General features: G+C 60.9%; 12 protein-coding genes. 2 read left to right on the forward strand and 10 right to left on the reverse strand.

The window, feature by feature from the left end:
- Positions 1-29: 29 nt before the first annotated feature.
- Together BCS36_RS04240 and BCS36_RS04245 are read left to right on the forward strand one after the other, a co-directional pair.
- On the forward strand, positions 30-2696 hold the full coding sequence (locus BCS36_RS04240; RefSeq protein ID WP_291301666.1) for a valine--tRNA ligase: 2667 nt from the start codon (positions 30-32) through the stop codon (positions 2694-2696).
- 424 nt (positions 2697-3120) lie between these two features.
- Entirely contained in the window at positions 3121-3465 is a 345-nt protein-coding gene (locus BCS36_RS04245; RefSeq protein ID WP_291301667.1) for a multidrug efflux SMR transporter, read from the forward strand.
- A 190-nt stretch (positions 3466-3655) separates the two neighbouring features.
- On the opposite strand, the gene BCS36_RS04250 is transcribed toward BCS36_RS04245, so the two are convergent.
- The 10 genes from BCS36_RS04250 to BCS36_RS04295 form a co-directional block, all read right to left on the reverse strand.
- Positions 3656-4147 carry a FeS-binding protein gene (locus BCS36_RS04250; RefSeq protein ID WP_291301668.1) on the reverse strand — a complete coding sequence of 164 codons (492 nt, stop codon included), beginning with the start codon at positions 4145-4147 and terminating at the stop codon, positions 3656-3658.
- Entirely contained in the window at positions 4144-5142 is a 999-nt protein-coding gene (locus BCS36_RS04255; RefSeq protein WP_291301669.1) for a 4Fe-4S dicluster domain-containing protein, read from the reverse strand. Before BCS36_RS04255 ends, BCS36_RS04250 begins: the two co-directional genes overlap by 4 nt.
- Positions 5143-6577: 1435 nt before the next feature.
- Positions 6578-7765, reverse strand: coding sequence for a bifunctional glutamate N-acetyltransferase/amino-acid acetyltransferase ArgJ (argJ, locus tag BCS36_RS04260; protein ID WP_291301670.1), 1188 nt, complete (start codon positions 7763-7765; stop codon positions 6578-6580).
- Between the two features lie 471 nt (positions 7766-8236).
- On the reverse strand, positions 8237-10315 hold the full coding sequence (fusA, locus tag BCS36_RS04265; protein WP_291301739.1) for an elongation factor G: 2079 nt from the start codon (positions 10313-10315) through the stop codon (positions 8237-8239).
- A 103-nt stretch (positions 10316-10418) separates the two neighbouring features.
- The gene (gene rpsG / locus BCS36_RS04270) at positions 10419-10889 is read right to left on the reverse strand and encodes a 30S ribosomal protein S7 (protein ID WP_179980039.1); all 471 of its coding nucleotides are present in this window, start codon (positions 10887-10889) and stop codon (positions 10419-10421) included.
- Positions 10890-11003: 114 nt separating this feature from the next.
- Positions 11004-11375, reverse strand: coding sequence for a 30S ribosomal protein S12 (gene rpsL, locus BCS36_RS04275; protein WP_012625691.1), 372 nt, complete (start codon positions 11373-11375; stop codon positions 11004-11006).
- A 234-nt stretch (positions 11376-11609) separates the two neighbouring features.
- Positions 11610-13049, reverse strand: a complete 1440-nt coding sequence (locus tag BCS36_RS04280) for an oligosaccharide flippase family protein (protein ID WP_291301671.1) — start codon at positions 13047-13049, stop codon at positions 11610-11612.
- A 9-nt stretch (positions 13050-13058) separates the two neighbouring features.
- Complete coding sequence (locus BCS36_RS04285) at positions 13059-14021, reverse strand: efflux RND transporter periplasmic adaptor subunit (RefSeq protein WP_291301672.1); 963 nt, start codon at positions 14019-14021, stop codon at positions 13059-13061.
- Entirely contained in the window at positions 14021-15427 is a 1407-nt protein-coding gene (locus BCS36_RS04290; RefSeq protein WP_291301673.1) for a TolC family protein, read from the reverse strand. Before BCS36_RS04290 ends, BCS36_RS04285 begins: the two co-directional genes overlap by 1 nt.
- A 123-nt stretch (positions 15428-15550) precedes the next feature.
- Complete coding sequence (locus tag BCS36_RS04295) at positions 15551-19990, reverse strand: acyltransferase domain-containing protein (RefSeq protein ID WP_291301674.1); 4440 nt, start codon at positions 19988-19990, stop codon at positions 15551-15553.
- Between the last annotated feature and the right edge of the window lie 328 nt (positions 19991-20318).

A 20318-nucleotide genomic window follows, 5' to 3' on the forward strand; every position in this document is an offset into this window, starting at 1 on the left:
CTATTGCCGCCTTTTACGGAGAATGCAAGATGGCGGATACCCTCCCCAAGGGCTATGAGCCCCATGACGTGGAAGCCCGGTGGTGCAAACACTGGGAAGAAGACAAGACCTTCACGCCTGACCCGGACGCCCCTGGCGAGCCTTATTCCATAGTCATTCCCCCGCCCAACGTCACCGGCGCGCTGCACATCGGCCACGCCCTCAACGTCACGCTCATTGACGTGCTCTGCCGTCATGCTCGCCAGAAGGGCAAAAACGTGCTCTGGGTGCCCGGCACCGACCACGCGGGCATTGCCACGCAAAACGTGGTTGAGCGCGCACTGGCCAAGGAAGGCAGGGGTCGCAAGGACCTGGGGCGCGAAGCCTTTATCGAGCGTGTGTGGGAATGGCGCGAAGATTACGGCCACCGCATTCTTGACCAGATCCGCGCCCTCGGCGCTTCGGTGGACTGGTCGCGCCTGCGCTTCACTATGGACGAAGGTCTTTCCGCCGCTGTGCGCAAAGTTTTTGTGCAGCTCTATAATGAAGACCTCATTTACAAGGGCGACTATATCATCAACTGGTGCTCCCGTTGCCATACGGCCCTGGCCGATGACGAAGTGGAACACGAGCAGAGCAGGGGCAAGCTCTGGAAGGTGCGCTATCTTCTCAAAGACGGCTCCGGCTCCATCACCATCGCCACCACGCGCCCTGAAACCATTCCCGGCGACACGGCCATCTGCGTGCATCCCGAAGACGAGCGCTATGCCGACATGATAGGCAAAACGGCCCTTGTGCCGGTGCTCGGGCGCGAGATTCCCGTTATCGCCGACGCCTATGTGGACCGCGAGTTCGGCACAGGCGCGCTCAAGGTGACGCCCAGCCACGACCACAACGACTGGATGCTCGGCAAAAAACACGACCTGCTCTTTATTCAGGCCGTTGACGAAAACGGCATCATGAAGGCCGAGGCTGGCATTTATGCAGGCCTGACCAAGGAAGCCTGCCGCGAAAAGATCGTGGCCGACATTGAGGCCGCCGGTCAGCTTGTGGGCATTGAGGAGCTGGATCACGCCGTGGGCCACTGCTACCGCTGCCATACGGTGGTGGAACCGCACGTCTCCACCCAGTGGTTTGTGGCCGCCACTAAGATGGCCCCCGCCGCGCGCGACGCCGTGCCCGACATGACCCGCATCCTGCCTGAAAACTGGCTCAAGACCTACTATCACTGGCTGGACAACATCCGGGACTGGTGCATCAGCCGTCAGATCTGGTGGGGTCACCGCATCCCGGCCTGGACCTGCGAGGCCTGCGGCCAGCTTATCGTGGCCGAAGAAGCGCCGGATGTCTGCCCCCACTGCGCCAGCGCCAATCTCAAGCAGGACGAGGACGTGCTGGACACCTGGTTCTCGTCCGCGCTCTGGCCTTTCTCCACCATGGGCTGGCCCTCCGACACCAAGGAACTGCACCGCTGGTACCCCACGTCCGTGCTGGTGACAGGTTTTGACATCCTGTTCTTCTGGGTGGCCCGCATGATGATGATGGGCATCCACTTTATGGGCAAGCCGCCCTTTGCCGACGTGTACCTGCACGCGCTGGTGCGCGATGCTTCCGGCCGCAAGATGTCCAAGTCTACGGGCAATGTGATCAATCCGCTGGAAATGATCGACAAATACGGCTGTGACTCCCTGCGCTTCACCCTCACGGCCTTTGCCGCCATGGGGCGCGACATCCGTCTTTCTGAAGAGCGCATCGAAGGCTACCGCCATTTTGTCAACAAGCTCTGGAATGCGGCGCGCTTCGCCCTTATGAACCTGCCTGAAGAAGCCCCGGCCCCTGTGGACCTTGGCGGCATTCAGGGTTTGCACCACCAGTGGCTGCTGCACAGGCTTGAGACGGTTAAGCAGGAAATGGATCAGGCCCTTACCGAGTACCGCTTCAACGATGCGGCCCAGCTTGGCTACAAGTTTTTGTGGAACGAGTTCTGCGACTGGTACCTGGAACTGATCAAGCCCGATATGTACAGCGAAGACGAACAGCGCAAGGCCGCCGCACAGTATGTGCTGTGGCTGGCGCTGCGCGAAACGCTGTTGCTGCTGCACCCCATCATGCCCTTTGTCACCGCCGAGATCTGGGCCGCCTTGCCCGTATCCGCCGGTGAAAAAGCCACAGACCTGGCCCGCGAACTGTACCCGGCCCCGCGCCCGGCCTGCGTGCGTCCCGACGAGGCCGCGCGTATGGAGCTTGTTCAGGGCATCATCGTGGCCGTGCGCACCATCAAGGCGGAACTTGGCATCAGCCCCTCGCACCGCGTCAGCCTTATGCTGCATCCGGTGGATGTCGACCAGCAGAACCTGCTGGAAGAAAACCGCGATCTCATGCTGACCCTGGCCCGCCTGGAAGACCTCACCGTGGGCATTGACGTGTCCGCGCCCAAGGCTTCGGCCTCTGCCGTGGTCGAAGGCTGCCAGGTCATCGTGCCCCTGCGCGGCGCTGTGGACCTCAATGGCGAACTGGCCCGTCTGGACAAGGAACTGGCCAAGCTTGAAAAAGACGTTGTGGGCGTCAACATGAAGCTCAGCAATGAAAGCTTTGTGAGCCGCGCGCCCGCCGACGTTGTGGAACGTGAACGCGAACGCGCCGGAAAGCTGCTGGACGCCAAGGCCAAGATGGTCGCGCTGCGCGCGCGTTTTGCCGAGGCTTTGAACGAGGAATAATCGCGACAGCGTAACGCGCTGTAAAAAAGGGGTTTTCAGCGCTGTCTTCCGCGCGTTTCGCGGGGCGGGCAGGATGAAAATCCCTTTTTCGCGCCTGGCCGCGCTGGCGGCCCAAGTTGCGCGGCTCGCGCAGATTGTGCAGGTCGCGCAGGTTGTCTCCAATGTCAGGAGCGTGCTGTCTGAAATGTTTTGTGGGGGAGGGACCCTTTTGCAAAAGGGTCCCTCCCCCACGCCCCCACCCCCTGAAACTTTTATTGTTTAGTGTGGGATAAAGGTTTTTCTGGTTTGAGGCGGGGGGCTCCGGAGGCAGGGCTTTCGGGCAGCGCAGCGCCGCAATGATGATTTGTTCTGGATGAAAAGACTGTTAATTGTCAACATGTTGTAACCATGTTCGTGGCAGATTCTGCCTGTGAACGAGGAAAGTATGAGTCCCGCCAGTATAGCCTATGTGCAACTGGGCAGCGCCATCCTGCTTGAGGTGGCGGCCACTGCCTGTCTCAAGCAGTCCAACGGCATGAGCCGGATTGTACCTTCGGTGGCCGCTCTGGTCGGCTACGGCGTTTCGTTCTATCTGCTGTCCCAGGTGCTCAGGATTGTGCCCATGGGCATCTCATACGGCATCTGGAGCGGAATAGGCATTGTTCTTGTTTCGGTCATAGGCTTTGCCCTGTTCGGGCAAACGCTGGACATGGCCGCCTGCCTTGGCCTTGGCCTCATTGTGGCGGGGGTTCTGGTCATACATGTGTTTTCAGGGTCCATGCCGCATTAGAGTGCAGCGCGCCGCAACGTGGCGTGAATTCAGCCGAAAGTCGTATTTTTCGGCAAAATGACAGCCTTGAATTGTGATGCATTTCAAAGGCAATCTGGCCTGAAAAAGCTTTTGGGGCGGGACTCTTTTGCAAAAGAGCCCCGCCCCAAAAGCTTTTTCAGGTGAAACTGCGCCAGAGGCCGCAGCGCGGTTATGAGGAAGGCCGCCCATTTTCAGTGGTGCAGGCTTTAAGCGCGCTGGGTTTTCCGGCAAGCCACAGAGCTCCCTGCATCAGAAGAATGGGCACGAGCAGCAAGGCGCTGAAAAGGTGACAGAACTTTATGGCCGTGTAGACACGTCCAAAAAGGGCCGCATCGGGCAGATTGTGCAGCATGAGGGCCAGGCCCGAGAGGGAAAGCATGACCAGCAGGCCCGTGCGGATGGCTCCACAGCGTGTGAAGGAAAATACCCCTCTGCCCCTGAACCACCAGATAATGACGGCATACGTGCCGAGCATGAGCAGCACAGCCGCCGCATAGTAGTGCCATATGGTTGAGCGCGCGTCCGTCTGCACAAGTCCGTAGCGGACGGCAAAGGGCAGATGCGACAGCCCGGAGAGCACGGCGGTCAACAGGGCCGTTGTCCAGAAAAAACAGAATATGCCTGAAAACAGTTGCGTGGGTTTTCTTTGTGATCGCATCATGACTTTCGCCCTTTGAGTCTGTCGCGTAAAAGCCGCAGCGAAGCCAGGGCCGCCCCTGCCAAAGGCGCGGCCAACACGATGTCGATAAGGCTGTTTTCTTTTTCCATACTGGCTCCGGCCGGGCGCAGGCTGGGTCTGCCAAAACCCACCTGCTCCTGTTGCAGCATGGCAGCCTCAATATCACGGAAGGGAATGGACGAGACGTAAATGGTATTGGTGCCGCCGTTTTCCCTGAGCCCAAAAAGCTCCCCTTTTTTCTGCTCGGCCATTTCCTGCGCGTGGGCAACCATCTCGTCCCTGATGCCGAAGCTCTGGGCTCCGGCAGGGCAGGCGGCGACGCAGGCGGGGGGCTGGCCCTGGGCAAGCAGTTCATGGCAGAAGTCGCACTTGAAAACCAGACCGTAGCCAACATAGCGGGGGGAAAACTTGAGGTACGGCCCCACCCCTGACTGGCGCTGGGGAATCAGCCACGGGCAGGCCCTCTGGCAGGGGCCGTCGCCAAAACAGATGTTTTCATCAATGTAGGCAGCGCCCTGGGGGCTTTGGCGGGCCGCGCCCGATGGGCACAGACTCACGCACTGCGGGTTCAGACAATGCAGGCACCGGCGGGGCATGAAAACCCGGCGAATGCCGTTAGCGGCGGGCAGGTTGCAGCTCTGGATGTATATCCAGTTGTAGGGCGTAAGGCGGTTGTTTATGTGCTGGCGTGTTGACCAGTCGCTGATGGGCACCCAGGAGGGCACCGGTTCGGGGATGGGGCGTTTCGGCACGGGCAGGCGTGAAAGGTTACGCGCACGGCAGGCTGCAACGCAGGCCCCGCAGCCCGTGCATTTGTCCACATCAATGACCGTGCAGCAGTCAACACCGCCGGAAGACAAGCGCAACGACATGGCCTGCGCGGGCCTCGGCCCGGCCAGCGCCAGACTGGCGGCAGCGCCTGCTGAAGTCAGCCCTTTGAGAAGCCGTCTGCGTTGTAAAAAAAGATCGCTTGGCATGAAATCACCTGAAGTTTCTTACCGTTGAGGATGCGGACGTTCACAGGTATGCGCCGCGTTGTCTGACAACAGATGCGCGGCGGCCTGGCGTCGCAAACGGTTTGGCGGAAGCCGCAGTATGAAGAAGGCGTGAATGGCGACAGCGGTTCCAGAGGCAGCGGCGTCATCGCCTGCATTGTCTGTCGAGTGGTTCAGAGCGCATACCGTTGCGGCAGCGGGGGGCGCTTGCGCATCAGGCGTATATCTTCATCGGGCGCATATCTTCATCAGGCGTATGTCTTGCGCATCCGCTGAAGGGATTCAAACTGCTGTGCGCCACGGCTGATCTTCTCAGCCCCTGGCACGTGCGCTCATTTGCAGCCTACGCGCTGCCCGAGGCTCAAGTCAATGCAAGGCAGGGGGGCTTCTGCTCAAAAAGCGCCATACCCGCCTGAAAATTTTATGAATCTGCCTTGAGCGCGCGAGGGCGCGTTGGCAGAAGCGGGGCCACTGCCAACGCGCCGGGAGCGGCGTGCCGCATGCGTGCGCCGTACAGTCGCAGGTTATCAGCATATTCTTGTAGCGTAACGCTCAACCCGCAGCACGGGCAGACGCCCGATGCGCTGGGGCTGTCGGGCGCGGCGTACCGTTTGCCAATGCACATTCTTCAAGCCGCTTTGCCTCAGAAGTGATGCGCCGTCAGGTTGTTAGCCCCCCCCAAAAACAGCAAGGCTGGAATTGCCACCCAGCAGCAAACTGACAGCAAACTGACAGCAAGCCGACTGGGGAAAGGCCAGGCAGACGCAGGAATGCCAAACTGACGGTACGCAGCCGAGAAAAAACGCTGTGGGGGTGCAACACGAACCGGCGGCCAAGGTGGCAGCCGGATATGGCGTGAGCCTGTGCACAGGCAGAAAATGGAAAAGCCGCCATTCTTCCTGCTGAAACAGCGGAATCAGCGAAGAATTATTATGGTTTGCCATACCCTTGTATGTCTCGCGCGGCATAAGGCAGAACGAATTTTGACAGATAGCGGGTCGCGCTACAGGCTCCTGGGAGTTTGCAATTCCTGCGTGAACTGGGGCCAAAGCACACGCGAACCGGGCCTTGCCGACCACAACCCGGCGGCACGTAAGAAAGCCTTATGCAGACAGCATGAGTGGGCATACGCCGAAACATATACCCACTCATGCAAAGAGCAGCTGTCTGCCGGTATGGACGCGACACGATAAATTTTGCGGCCACACCCGGCCTTGCCAGAAAACCCTGAGCTCCGCAGCCAGGAAGGTGAGCAACGTGCTGCAGGCTATTTTTAGAGTTTAAATTTATCCAAAGTTGCAGTGCGCTAACGCTGCGCAAGAGAGCAGCGCTCCGCACATGGCGTGGATCCAGCCAAAAAACGCATTTTCAGCAGAATGACAACTTGAAATGCCAAACGCTGTAAAGGCCATTTGATCTAGGAACGGTAGTCAGAATTCAAGGTCACGTATTCGTGCCCCAGGTCCGACGCCTTGAAGCTGTATGCGCCATTGCCGTTGCCAAGTTCAATGTCCACCTGCACGTCCTTGCCCTTGAGCAGTTCGGCCAGCGCGTCTTCCTGATCGTCATTCACAGGGCAGCCCTTCCGGAAGCGCTCAATGCCGCAGAGTTTCATGCTGACCTTGGCCGGATCGAACTTTGCGCCGCTGTAGCCCACCGCAGTCACTATACGGCCCCAGTTGGCGTCGCCGCCGTAGATGGCGGTTTTTACCAGCTGCGAATGTCCCACGCTGCGAGCCACCAGTTCCGCATCGGCATCATTGGCCGCGCCTGTCACCATAATATGGATAACCTTGTGCGCGCCTTCGCCATCCTTGACCAGCATGTAGGAAACCTGGGCCAGAATGGCGGTAAGCGCCTCTTCAAGCAGGCCCATATCCGCCGCGCTCTCGGCGGTGACGCCGGAAGCGCCGTTGGCAAGTCCGAGAATGGTGTCGTTGGTGGAGGTGTCGCCGTCGACGCTCACGCGGTTGAACGTTTTGTTCACCGCGCGGCTGAACATGGCTTGCCAGGGCTTGCGTTCCACGCGCGCATCCGTAAGGGCGACGCAGAGCATGGTGGCCATATTGGGGCAGATCATGCCCGCGCCCTTGGCCATGACCGTGAGGCGCACCGTGCCTCCCGTAAGCGTGACTTCGCGCGTGGCGAATTTGGGGAAGGCGTCCGTGGTCATAAAGGAGCGGGTGAAACCCTCGGCATCGCGCGTGCCCAGGCTTTTCACCAGCGCAGGCACGGCGTCAAGCCAGCGGTCCATCTTGAGGTGCGCGCCCACCACGCCGGTGGACAGCGGCAGAATTTCATCGGCGTCAATGCCCGTCAGCCCGGCCACCATGGCCTGGGTCGCGCGGCAGTTGGCAAGGCCTTCATCGCCGGTGCAGGCATTGGCCTGGCCTGCGTTGGCAAGCACTGCCCGCGCCGTGCCCGAGCGGGTCAGAATTTCCTGACAAACCAGTACCGGTGCGGCCTTGAAAAGATTCTGGGTAAACATGCCTGCCAGCACAGCGGGAGTGTCGGAAACAATAAGACCGAGATCGTCCCGACCGGCTTTCTTGAACCCGGCTGCTGCGGCCCCTGCCCTGAACCCCTTAGGCAAATCGTTCTGCATGGCGCTCTCCTGAAAGTATGTCGTCCGCAGTTGTGCCAGGCGCACAATACCGGGCTTGCGGAAGCAAGGTGCATGTTGGGGCAATTTCGCCCTGAAATTGCCCTGGCGTCTGCGTAAGCAGGCGCTTGCCGGGATGGCAGAAGCGTAAGTCTTCCTGCGCGGACCCTCGCCGTAACGGCCGTGCCCAAGCAGTGGGAGGGCATATTCTTACTGCGCATCTGCCCAAGCGTGCAGAGGTCGTAAGCCGCCCGCTGCCGAGAGCATTTTTGCACTGAACATGCCGGTGATCAACGAGTTTATGGCGTCCCTCGGCGTTTTTGCCGCAAAAGAGAGAGCACCAAAACCAAGGGGAAGGAATCTCGCCTGTTCGCCAGATGTCCTTCCCCTGTCTTCATCTGCCATCAGGCGGCAAGGCCGCCCCTGGCATGAAGGGTGCGGGTCGGCGCTTTGCAGCGCCGACCCGTCTGATGCCTATGTTCTGCTCTTCTGAATTTCGTCAGAAATGGCCTGGGGCACCTTTTCGTAATGGTCGAACTGCATGGTGAAGGTGGCGCGGCCCTGAGTGCGCGAACGCAGGTCAGTGGCATAGCCGAACATGGAGGACAGCGGCACCTGGGCGCGCACGCTCTGCGCGCCGCCAGCGCGGGCTTCCATGCTCTGCACGCGGCCACGGCGGCCATTGAGGTCGCCCATGACGTCGCCGAGGTATTCTTCGGGGGTCACCACTTCCACGTCCATGATGGGCTCGAGCAGCACGGGGCCAGCCTTGTGCATGGCGTCCTTGATGGCCATGGAGCCAGCCACGTAGAAGGCCTGTTCCGAAGAGTCCACTTCATGGTAGGAACCGAAGACCAGCTTTACCTTCACGTCCACCACGGGGAAGCCGGCCATGACGCCGGACTTCAGGGCGTCGGTGATGCCCTTGTCCACCGCGGGGATGTATTCCTTGGGAATAACGCCGCCGGTGATGCCGTTGATGAACTCATACCCGTTGCCCGGGTTGGGTTCGACCTCGATAACGACGTGGCCGTACTGGCCGCGACCGCCGGACTGCTTGGCGTGCTTGAGGTCGGACTTGGAGGGCTTGGAAATGGTTTCGCGGTAGGCGACCTGGGGCTTGCCCACGTTGGCGTTGACGCCGAATTCACGGGTCAGACGGTCAACGATGATTTCCAGGTGCAGTTCGCCCATGCCGGCGATAAGGGTCTGGTTGGTTTCTTCGTCGCCCTTGACGCGGAACGAGGGGTCTTCCTTGGCCAGCTTGTTGAGGGCGGCGGAAAGAGCGTCGCGGTCGGGCTTGGTCTTGGGCTCAATGGCCACTTCAATGACCGGCTCGGGAATGTTCAGCGATTCCAGAATGACCGGGCGCTTTTCGTCGCACAGGGTGTCGCCGGTGGAGGCGTTTTTAAGGCCCACCAGAGCCACGATGTCGCCCGCGCCAGCCCATTTCACGTCTTCACGCTTGTTGGCGTGCATCTTGAGGATGCGGCCGATGCGCTCGCGCTTGCTGGTGTTGGCGTTGAACACGGTCATGCCGGATTCAAGGAAGCCGGAATAAATGCGGAAGAAGGACAGGTGACCGATGAAGGGGTCGGAGAAAAGCTTGAACACAAGACCGGCAAGGGGTTCCTTGTCGTCGCAGCTGCATTCGATGACTTCATCTTCCTTGCCGGGCACGTGGCCGGGCATGGGCGGGATGTCCACGGGCGAAGGCAGGTATTCCACCACGGCGTCAAGCAGGGGCTGCACGCCCATGTTGCGGAAGGCGGAACCACACATGACGGGCACGATGGTGCGGGCAATGGTGGCCTTGCGGATGCAGGACATGATTTCCGCTTCCGTCAGGTTTTCGCCGCTGAGGTACTTTTCGAGCAGCACTTCGTCTTCTTCGGCGACGGCTTCCACCATTTCATGATGCTTTTCTTCGTAAAGTTCCATCATGTCGGCGGGCACGTCCTCAATGAGGAACTCGGCGCCCTTGGTGCTCTTGTCAAAGCGGATGGCCTTGCCGGTCACGAGGTCCACAACGCCTTCAAACTTGTCTTCAGCGCCGATGGGCAGCTGCAGGGGCACGGCCTTGGCGCCCAGGCGGTCGTGAATCATGCCCACGCAGCGGAAGAAGTTGGCGCCGATGCGGTCCATCTTGTTCACAAAGCAGATGCGGGGCACGTGGTAGCGGTCGGCCTGACGCCACACTGTTTCAGACTGGGGCTCAACGCCGGCGACGGCGTCGAACACGCAGACCGCGCCGTCGAGCACGCGCAGGGAGCGCTCAACTTCAATGGTGAAGTCCACGTGGCCGGGGGTGTCGATGATATTGATGCGGCAGTCTTTCCAGAAGCAGGTGGTGGCAGCGGAGGTAATGGTGATGCCACGCTCCTGTTCCTGCTCCATCCAGTCCATGGTGGCCTGGCCTTCGTGCGTTTCGCCAATCTTATGGTTAACGCCGGTATAAAATAGAATGCGCTCGGTGGTGGTCGTTTTGCCGGCGTCAATATGAGCCATGATGCCTATATTGCGCTGTTTATTTACAGGAACGGTGCGGGACACAGGGTTTTCCTCCATACTGCGGATGCGGTGTGGTGCAAAACCGACGCCGCTTCCTTACGGATGCGGCGTCGGGATACATTCATGAGAAAATCGGGACGGCCTCTTACCAGCGGTAATGCGAGAAGGCCTTGTTGGCATCAGCCATGCGGTGGGTATCTTCGCGTTTTTTCACCGCGCCACCGCGCCCATTGAAAGCATCCAGCAGTTCAGCGGAAAGCTTGGCGGTCATGCCTTTTTCGCCGCGGGAACGAGCATAGTTGATAAGCCAGCGAATGGACAGGGAAACCTGGCGTTCGGGGCGCACTTCCATAGGCACCTGGTAAGTCGCGCCGCCAACACGGCGAGCCTTGACTTCCATGTGGGGCTTCACATTATCCAGAGCCTTTTCAAAGGCGCGCATGGGATCTTCGCTGGTCTTTTCGGCCAGGGTTTCCAAAGCGCTGTAGAAAATCTTTTCAGCGGCGCCCTTCTTGCCGTCATACATGAGCCGGTTCACGACCTTGGTGACGAGACGGCTGGAGTAAATCGGATCGGGCAGCACTTCCCTTTTGGGAACAGGACCTTTACGGGGCATGGGGTTTCTCCTTCATGCGGGTTTCGACGTCACCAACCCCGCAACGCGCCGGCGCTCCGTAATGACGGGCAGCCTGGCGCGCCGCATGGCGCACGCCGTACAATTGATAAAACCTTATTTGGGGCGTTTGGCGCCGTACTTGGAACGGCTCTTGCGACGATCGGCCACACCGGAGGTATCCAGGGTGCCGCGCACGATGTGGTAACGCACGCCGGGCAAGTCTTTTACACGACCGCCGCGGATGATAACCACAGAGTGTTCCTGAAGGTTGTGACCTTCACCGGGGATGTAAGCCGTCACTTCAATGCCGTTGGTCAGGCGCACACGGGCAACCTTACGCAGAGCGGAGTTAGGCTTTTTAGGGGTGGTGGTGTAAACGCGGGTGCACACGCCACGACGCTGCGGGCAGGCCTGCAGGGCGGGGGTCTTTTTGCGTTTCAGCACGGCCTTCCGCTCAATGCGGATAAGCTGGTTAATAGTGGGCATTCTTTCTCTCCATATTGGATATTACTCTGAACTAAAACCTTAAAGAGGACAGGTCATAGCCTGCCAGCAAAAAACTGTCAATAGCGCCCCGGCATTGGAAACGCCGGGCTTTTTCTCTGACATGCCAGAAAAAATATGTGTTTGCGGTCTGTTGCCGCCGCATGCGCGCAGGCGGACAAACTTTGACCACGAATATTTGCAAAAATTATGGTCTGCCCGTTGTGCTGTGATGGCTTACGAAGTGCCCGTGGTTTGGGCCTGCGGCGGTTCGTCCTTGCCTTTTTCAAAGGGGGGCGGGGGCCGCCACCGCCAGAACAGGGCCAGCAGAGGGATGAGGCCTGCGCCTTCGGCGAGCTCGCGCGGAGCAACTGTGCCGACGCCCCACCACAGAACCACGCTTGAGGCGGCGGTGGCCAGCATGAGCAACCATTGCCCTGGGCTCATGGGGCGGGCTGTCCACTGGAAAAAGCCCACGGTAAGGATGGCGACCCATACCTTGGTAATGGTCAGGGAAAGCGCCGCCCCATCCAGCGGATTGGCTGGAATAAGCGTAAGACAGCAGACAATGTTGAGTATGAGTCCGCTGACATAGAAGAGCAGCAGCAGGCGGTGGCGGCGCATGCCGATCATGGCGTAGGCGGCGAGGTTGTGCAGAAAGGCCGTGGCCAGGCAGGGGGTAAGCAGCTGCTGGGCGCGAACAGCGCTTTCATAGTTGTGGCCGTAAACAAGGGGCAAAAACCTGTCGCTCTCAACGCAGATAAGAAAAATGACGGGCAGGGCTGCCGCCCACAGGGAGCGGGCCGTCTGTCCGGCAAGTTGGCGGAAGGCGTTTCTGTCGTTCTGCCAGAATTTTGCCAGCAGCGGAAAGATAACCTTGCCGAGCAGGGCGCTGGATACCAGAACCGACAGGCCTTCTACGGTTTCCCAGGCCACGCCGTAGCCGCCCACATCGGCGTTGCCGCCGTACTGCTTGAGAAAAATGACGTTGATCTTGTTGTAGAACATGGCGCAGGCCGCCATGCAGGTGAAGATGAGGCCGTGCTTCATCTGTCGGGCAAGGTCAAGCATCCCCTCCCGGCCCACGCCCGCAAGAGGGTTGCGCCCCAGGGCGGCCAGCGCGAACACGACGCACAATATGGATTCAATGGGTTTGTACAGGGCAATGAGTATGGGCGGCGCGCCCATGACCACGCAGGTGATGCCAAAGCCGATGCCGATGAGCGCCGAAGGCACGCGGATGCGCATTTCCACATCCTGACGGCCACGGGCCTGGCACAGCGCAAAAAAGGAGTCGCTGACGCCGTCAAGCCCAAGTCCTGCGGCAATGCACAGGACGATGAGGCGCAGTTCCGGGCTGTAGTTCTGCCAGCCGGTGACAAGCCAGGTGACGGCCAGAGCCAGCACCAGCACCGTGAGTTTGAGCCAGGTCACTTCGCCCAGCAGGGCGCGGGGGCGGCCTTCACGCCGCGCAAAGGTGGACAGCAGAAAGTCGTTGAGGCCCACATCGGCAATGGTTTTTACCAGATAGCCAAAGGTAAGCGCCAAGACCACCTGCCCCATAATGTCGGGGCTGCGGCGGGCCAGCAAAATGGTAAAGGCTGCCCATGCCAGGTCGCGCGTCCATTGCGCGCCCAGAATGTAGCCGAGCCTGCGGGGAATGCTCTTGAGCTTCATGTGGGGGCTTTACCTGCTGCCCCCGAAACGCACAACAGCCTTGAAGCCGGGCTTGAGTTCCAACTCCGGGTTGGGCACGGTGATTTCCACCGTGTAGTACGAGGGGTTGGCAACATTCATATCATTAGAAACCCATGATATTTCAGTTACCGTGCCCGTAAATGTCTTGTTGCCAAGCGAGGGTATTTCCACCGCGACGCTGTCGCCTTCAGAAATGCCGCTGACCTCGGCTTCATACACCGGCACCTGGATAAGCACGGGATTAAGCTGTCCCACCTTGATGGGGGCGCTGCCAGCGGGGAGCAGGGTGCCTGGGTTGAGCGTGGCGTCCAGGGACAGCACATAGCCCTTGAGGGGCGAGGTCAGGGTCAGGGTTTCGGGCAGAATTGCCCCTTCCTTGATTTCCTGCCCGTAGTAGCTGCTCAGTTCCTTGAGGCGAATGTTAAAGCTGTCTTCGGCCTTTTTGATGGTGATGCGGGTGAGTTCGATGCGCCGTTGCAGGGAGGTCACGTCCTCCTCAAGACGGCTCGAAGCCTGACGCGAGCCGAGGCCCGACGCCGCGAGCTGGCGCGCCTTGTTGCGCTGGGCAATGGTTTCCGCCAGCCGGCGTTCAAGGTCCAGCACCTGGCTGTTGAGGCTTTCCGTGCTGGCCCCTTGCATCACTTCGCGCTGCACAGCGCGCTCCGCATCTTCATGCAGGTGGTAGCGCATAAGGGGCGCGCCTTCGTCAACGGGATCCCCTGGCTTGACCAGCACGGAATCCACCACAGCGTTAAACGGCATGGGTATGGCGCGGATGACCGTGGTCACCACCTTGCCTGTAAGAATGGTCCCGCCTGATTTCGGGGCGTCCGCTGCAAAGGCCGACACGGTGAAAGTCAGGACGAGCATAAGGGCCGATGCCAGGCCCAGCGCCCCCTTGCGGAACCGATGGACTGAGCGTGCGGAGCTGGTGCGGGAAGAGCGCGCCATTACAGCACCTCCTTGGCGGGCAGACCGAGGAAACGTTCCTGAAGCGAGGTGGCAAGGTACATCCATTCAAGCTGGGCCAGTTCACAGGCAAGTTCGGCCCGGATAAAGGCGATCTGGGCCTGCACCATGGCTTCCTGCTTGTCGGCCACGGCGGGAAGCTCCGCGATGCCTTCGTTGAAGGAAATGTGGGCTTCCTTGTACTGCATGGCCGCCGTGTCAAAGCGCGTACGCGCAAGTTTGAGCTCGGTTTCGGCCAGGGCCATGTTCTGTTCTGTCTGCAGCCATTTGTTGGAATAGTCCGTGCGTTTGCGGGCCATGTCGTGGAAGGCCTGGGCCTTCACCATGCGGGCGGTCTGCACGCCACGGTAACGGCGGCCCCAGTCCAGCAGGGGGAAGTCGAAGTTCAGGTGCAGGAAGGTGTCTTCAGTGCCGCTGGCGGGCTGGTATTGCCCCGAAGGCGGGTTGTTGTTGACGCTGATGCTCATGTTGGGAATGTACTGGGCCCAGGCGACCATGATGTTGTAATCGCCCAGCTTTATCTGGCCGCGCAGCAGCAGGTCGTCTTCAGTGGTGTTCCAACGGTCGTCCCACTTGAGGCCGCGTCCGTTGAAGCCCCTGAGGATTTCGTCCGCGTTGGCGGTGTCCACGTCAAGCCTTTGCTGCGGATCCACGCCCGCAAGAATTTTCAGCTGGGTAAGCTGCATGGTTTCCTTCATCTTGGTCTGTTCCACCATAAGCTCAAGCTCGCGCTGGTGCTGCATGGCCAGATTGAGGGAAACGCCCTGGCGGCCGTCCACGGCTTCCACCTGCTGCCAGTAGGAGACCAGTTCCTTGCCGATGGGCAGCAGGTCTTTTTGTACTTTTACGATTTTTTTCTGCGCCTGCAGTTGCAGGTAGGCCTGGGCAATCTTGTAGATAGCTTCGCCCACGGCCTTGCGGTGCGTGGAAATGGCCAGGTTGACCATGGCCTTCTGCACCTGATGCTCAAAATAGGTGGCCACAGGGTTGGGAAAGGCCGCGTAGAAACCCACGGAAAGCTTGGTGCGGCCGTAGTCGCCGGGAGTGTCCTTGTTGTCCATGTTGTTGCGGGTGAGGTTGTTGGTCACCTGCATGGTCATGCGGGGTTCGGGCAGGTACTTCCAGACGGCGTCGGTAAGGGCCACCCGCTTGATTTCCAGATCCACGGCGCTGTTGACCAGCAGGGGCGACTGCTGGATGGTCAGGAAGACGCAGTCTTCAAAGGTGAAGACCTTGCTGGGATCGTAGAGGTTGGGCACAGCGGCCTCAAGCTTTGTCTTGTTTTCCACCGGCACGCCGGGCGCTTCTTCCAGCCAGTGCTTGGCCGGAAGTTCCGGGGATTTGAGCCCAGCCTTATTGGAGGCGCATGCTGAGAAAAACAAGGTCATGACAAGCAGCAGCGGCAGATATGCACGCGCTGAGAGAGTACGTATAATATGCGGCATCAGGCACCCTTTGCAGTCTCGCGCTCGGCGCGTTGGTATAGTCGCTATTGCAGTGGCGGAGACGCGCTAAAGCGCGGCGGCCCCGGTGTCCCGCCTGTTAAATTCAAGATGGTGGAGCGTGAGAAAGACGCGGCCCTGTTCGTCAGCGGCCTGGCCGTCAAAGCGCAACAACGCAGGATCGGACCAGGAACGACGCAGCATTATACGCCATGGTCCCTTGCCCCTTTCGCTGCCAAAGCGAATGAATCCCGCCGCATGCAAGCGCCAGCGCGCAATGGCGGCGGCAACCGCCCCTGCGTCCATTTCGGCTTTGCCGGTACCCCGGGCAATAGCCAGCCAGGCGGACTGCACCATTCCCTCCACCACATTCAGGACGTCAGTATAGCCTTTATTGCCATCGGGGGCAATGGCTGTATGCCGTTGATCCAACCACGCGGCATACTTGTGATTGGGCAGCACGGTAAAGTCCTGTAACATGCGCCAGGGTTGGCCGAAACCCAGTACGTTGTAAAAAACATCAGTATTAACAGTATGCTGCGTTACGCCTTCAGGCGCGTCTTCTCCATGCGCCCACATGGGCGGCACCAGCCCGTTGGCGGCGGCCAGCATGGTCATGCCCGCAGCCACCGGCGTGTAGCGCTCAATGTGTCTGCCGTTGGGCGTGAGCTCCCTAACGTCCAGCGTACTCCGGCACATGCGCGCCATGACGCCGTCCTGCATGAGCCAGGGTTCCGCCTCCACTGTAGCGCGGCATTCACGGGTAATGCCCGGCGGCAGCAAGGGAGGATCAAAAAAGCGCAGGTCTAAAAAGCCGGTGACCGTCAGCCAGGGCAGCCACAGGCTGGAGGCTTCCAGCAGGGCCGCCAGAGCCCGGCTCGTGGGCAACCAGGGCGTGTCGCCCGACGCGTTGCCCGGCTGACCGCCGTGCAGGGCGAGGGCCGTGTCGGCAAAGCGCGAATAGTGGCAGCCGCCCTGAAAAAGGGTGGAGGTAGCGCGGTAGGGAGGGTGCGGATCGGGGAAAACCAGGGGATACAGGCGCGGCCTTTCCTGAATGATGAGCCCCTGCGGCGCGGCTTCGTTCCTGGCCGCATGCCCGTGGACAGCGGCAGGCGCGGCCCGAAGGCCTGCGGCGGATGCGGCAAAGCCGGGCAGGGTTGTGGGCCGCACCCACAAAACGTGGCGTGAGGTGCCCCTCAGAAGTTCGCGGGCCATCATGTCGCCCCAGTCATTCAGACCGGCGCGCAGGCTTCTTTCCAGCAGGCGTATGGTGCGGGCGCCCACGCCCGCCTCTTCTCCAAGTTCATCAAATCGTTTTTCCAGCGGGCTGTCGCAGTACAGGTTTTCCAACGTGGGCTGCAGCAGACTGCACAGGCATGCGTAGCGCAGGCCGTGTATCTGGGTTGCCCGCATGGCTGCGGCCAGCAGTTTGGGCATGCCGACGGCGGCAAAGGAAACGGGTGAAAGGAGCGGAGCGGCATCCTGTTCTTCTCTGCCGTAGTGGCCGCCAGGCGCGAAGATCAGGCCGTCTACCCGGCCCTCGCTGTTTGCCAGGCTTGTCAGGGCGGTGGCGACTTCCTCCGCCAGGGTCTGGGCCTCGGGGGCGTCGCGCGGAATACGCGTTTCAAGGTTGAGCGGCACAATACGCGCGCCAGCTTTGGCCAGCGGCGCGCATGCCTCAACCTGCGCGCGCGGCACGGCCAGCACGCAGCCCAGTGGGGCAAGACCATTCATGAGTGAGGGCAGCAGGGCTGACTCAAAGAACAGCAGGGCCAGAATATCTCCCCGCCGGATGGGCAGGCCCTGGCCGCAGGGGTCCAGCGGCAGCGACTTGGGGAACGGACCGGCATTTTCGCCTTTTCCCCTGCTTTCGATCTGGGCGCTCCGGTGCAGCGGAGTGAAGCGGCACAGCGGGGCGCAGGCCCGCACAAGCGCCTTCTGGCGGACACCGGCCTGACGGACGGCCTCGGACGTATCGGATTCCTTCGTTTCGCCAATGCCGGACGCGCCAAGAATACGCGCAAGGTCGCCCACTGTGGACACTTGCAGCAGGTCTTCAAAGTTGACGGTGATATCCAGCGCCTTTTCCACTTCCTGAATGATGAGCGGAAAACGGCTGGAACGCAGGGCCAGGTCGTAGCGCAGGTCCAGGTCTGGCCGCATGTCTTCCACCGAGCGGCCGCTGGCGCGGGCCAGCACGTCCAGAACCACGCGCAGGGCTGCCGCTGACGATACGGAGTCGGCGGCATTGGCGGATTCGGGCGCACCCCCAGGCGTGGGCGCAACGGCGGGAGCCGCCACAGGTGTCGGTGAAGCTTCCGGTGCCGCCGTGGGGCAGGGCGTGCCGCTGTTGGCGTCGCAAATTTTCACGCAGCCGGGGCCGCAGTCGGGGCCGGTGCCCGGGCTGCTGTCAGGCCCGCAATCCGGCCCGCAATCCTGCGAGTCCACGGGGACAAGGCCGCAGTACGGCAGCGGCATATGCGCAGCCACGACTGCGTCCTTGCCCTGGCGAATATCGGAGATGCGGGCGTTGATGGCCTTTTTGCTCAAATACCCGAGCGCGTACAGGCGCGCGCACGTCTGGCGCATGCCTTCCACTTCCTTGCCCTTGCGCCCGGCAGACAGGCAGAACGCGCGCGGCTCATTGTCCTTGACCAGGCCGCAAAGCGTGTCCTGCGGGCCCAGCTCCAGAAAGTGGCGTATGCCGTCTCTGCGCCATGCCGCGTGTACGCATTCGGTCCAGCGCACGGAATTTTCATCCAGATCGGCGATGTGGCGGCTGATGGACGGCTGGTCGTCAGGATAAAAATTCGTGGTGATGCAGCTCATTATGGGAATGCGCGGCGGGTGCATTTCAAGCGCATTGAGGCGTCGCAGCGAAAGGTCGCGCAGCATGCGCATGCTCGGGTGGTGGAAGGCCAGGCTCACGTTGAGCATGATGGCCGGTATGCGCCGCTTGCGCAGGCTTTTGCGGGCATCCATCAGGACTTCGCGCGGCCCGCTCAGGATGAACTGCTGGGGAGTATTGTAGTTGGAAACGTACAGGGCGGGCCATGCGGCGCGCGTCTCGTCAATGATTTCTGCGCTGGCGTGCACGGCCATCATGCCGGTCTCGCGCGTGGCGGCTGCCTCCAGTTCGGACATGTGCACGGCGCGGGTGTCAAGTATGTACCAGGCCACTTCCGGCTCGTAGATGCCGCAGAGGCACAGGCCGATCAGCTCGCCCAGGCTGTGCCCGCAGAACAGCGAGGGCCGCAGCCCGAGGGAGGAAAGAACGCTCCACTGCGCAAACTCGAGCATGAAAAGGTAGGGCGACTGCCAGCGCGTGAGGCTGACTTTTTCAGCGTCCTTTTCATCCATAAGGCCGAGCACATCCCAGTCGGCCACCGCGGCGATACGGTCCATTGCGGCGCGGGCCACAGGGAAATTGTCGTACAGTTCGCGGCCCATGCCGGGCCATACAGAACCGAGGCCGCAGCACATGACGGCAAGGGGCGGGGCATCTGCTTCCGGCGAGAGCCAGACGCCGCGCCCTTCAAAGCGGGCCAGGTCAGTGGGGGAGGGATTGTGCGGCACGGCCAGCAGTTCGTGCCGCCAAAGCGGATTGGTGGCCCCCATGCGCCACATCAGACCGTCCTGGGGCAAATTCGCGTAACGCACGCCGTCCAGAATGAGTTCTCCCTGCGGGTCCTGGCCTTCCGGGGCGGCGGGGCTGGAAACAGAGATCTGGCCCGCGCCCGCAGTGAGCCCGCCGGGCTGCCAGAGCGCTGGCGTGGCGTTTGCGTTGGGGCGATCAGACTTTTGCTGCAGGGGGTTTTTGCGGCACCTGAGCGTGTCGCAGCACGGAGGCGTGGGGGCAGGCAGGCTCAACAGAAGCGGCTGGCACTGCAACTGGAGCGAATCGTCTGTCTGAAAATCCAGCAGAAGAATGGTAGGCACGCGCCCTGCCTGCGGACGCATGGATTGTTCATCGCCCAAGGCGCGGTCTGCGTCGGAAGCGTAGTAATCGGGGCACTGCGGCATGCTGACGCCCATAGTGTCGGGCTGCGGGGCGCTGCCGTTCATGCACGGATAGATGGCGTTTGCCTCCGAGCCCGTGCCACGGGCCGCGCGCAGCAGCCTTTCGCATTCCCTGAGGTGCGCGGGATGAAAAGATTCAAATTGCAGGCGTACCGGCCCGAGGCGCCACAAGTTTTGCAGTCCTTCCAGGGCAAGGCTCAGAGACTGGGCCAGAGCGGAGGGGGTGGCGGATTCGTTCCAGTACAGGCAGAGCATGACGGGGCCCGGGTTTTCCACAAGCTTGAGCCAGTCAAGGCAGTGCCGGATCAGCGTCTGAGCGCACACCTGACCGGAAGAGGCGCCGGATTCTGCCGGATTTTCAGCGCCGGGGCAGGAAAGCGTGATGCTTGGAGGCGACGCCACAAGCAGTCCGTCTTCAAGAACGGCGCTGTCTGGCGTACTGGCCTTGTCTGGCGAAGTGCCGTAAGCTGGGGCAGGGTCTTGCTGCATAAATTTGGGGCCTGTGGCGCGGGGTTGGTCAAATGGCCAAGCCATAATGAGGGTTGGTTAAGAGCAGTATGTTAGAGTATATCGATCCTCTTGTCCAGAAGTCGGGCGGAAAATAAGCCCCGGCGGCAGCGGCTGTGGGGCTCTCTCGACGCATCCAACCGGCTGGCATGATGGTGAAAGCAGGCCCCGGGGCGTCACCGTGTCGTGCTGGCAGGCAATAGGCATTCCGCACTTGCCATAGGTTGACGGTTTAGCTATACTGGCTCCTTACAAAGTTGCGCCCTCTGCTCGGCCGCTTGCTGTCGGTTGCGGGCCGGTGCATTTTTTT

This window comes from Desulfovibrio sp. MES5, assembly GCF_002237645.1.
GTDB lineage: Bacteria > Desulfobacterota > Desulfovibrionia > Desulfovibrionales > Desulfovibrionaceae > Desulfovibrio.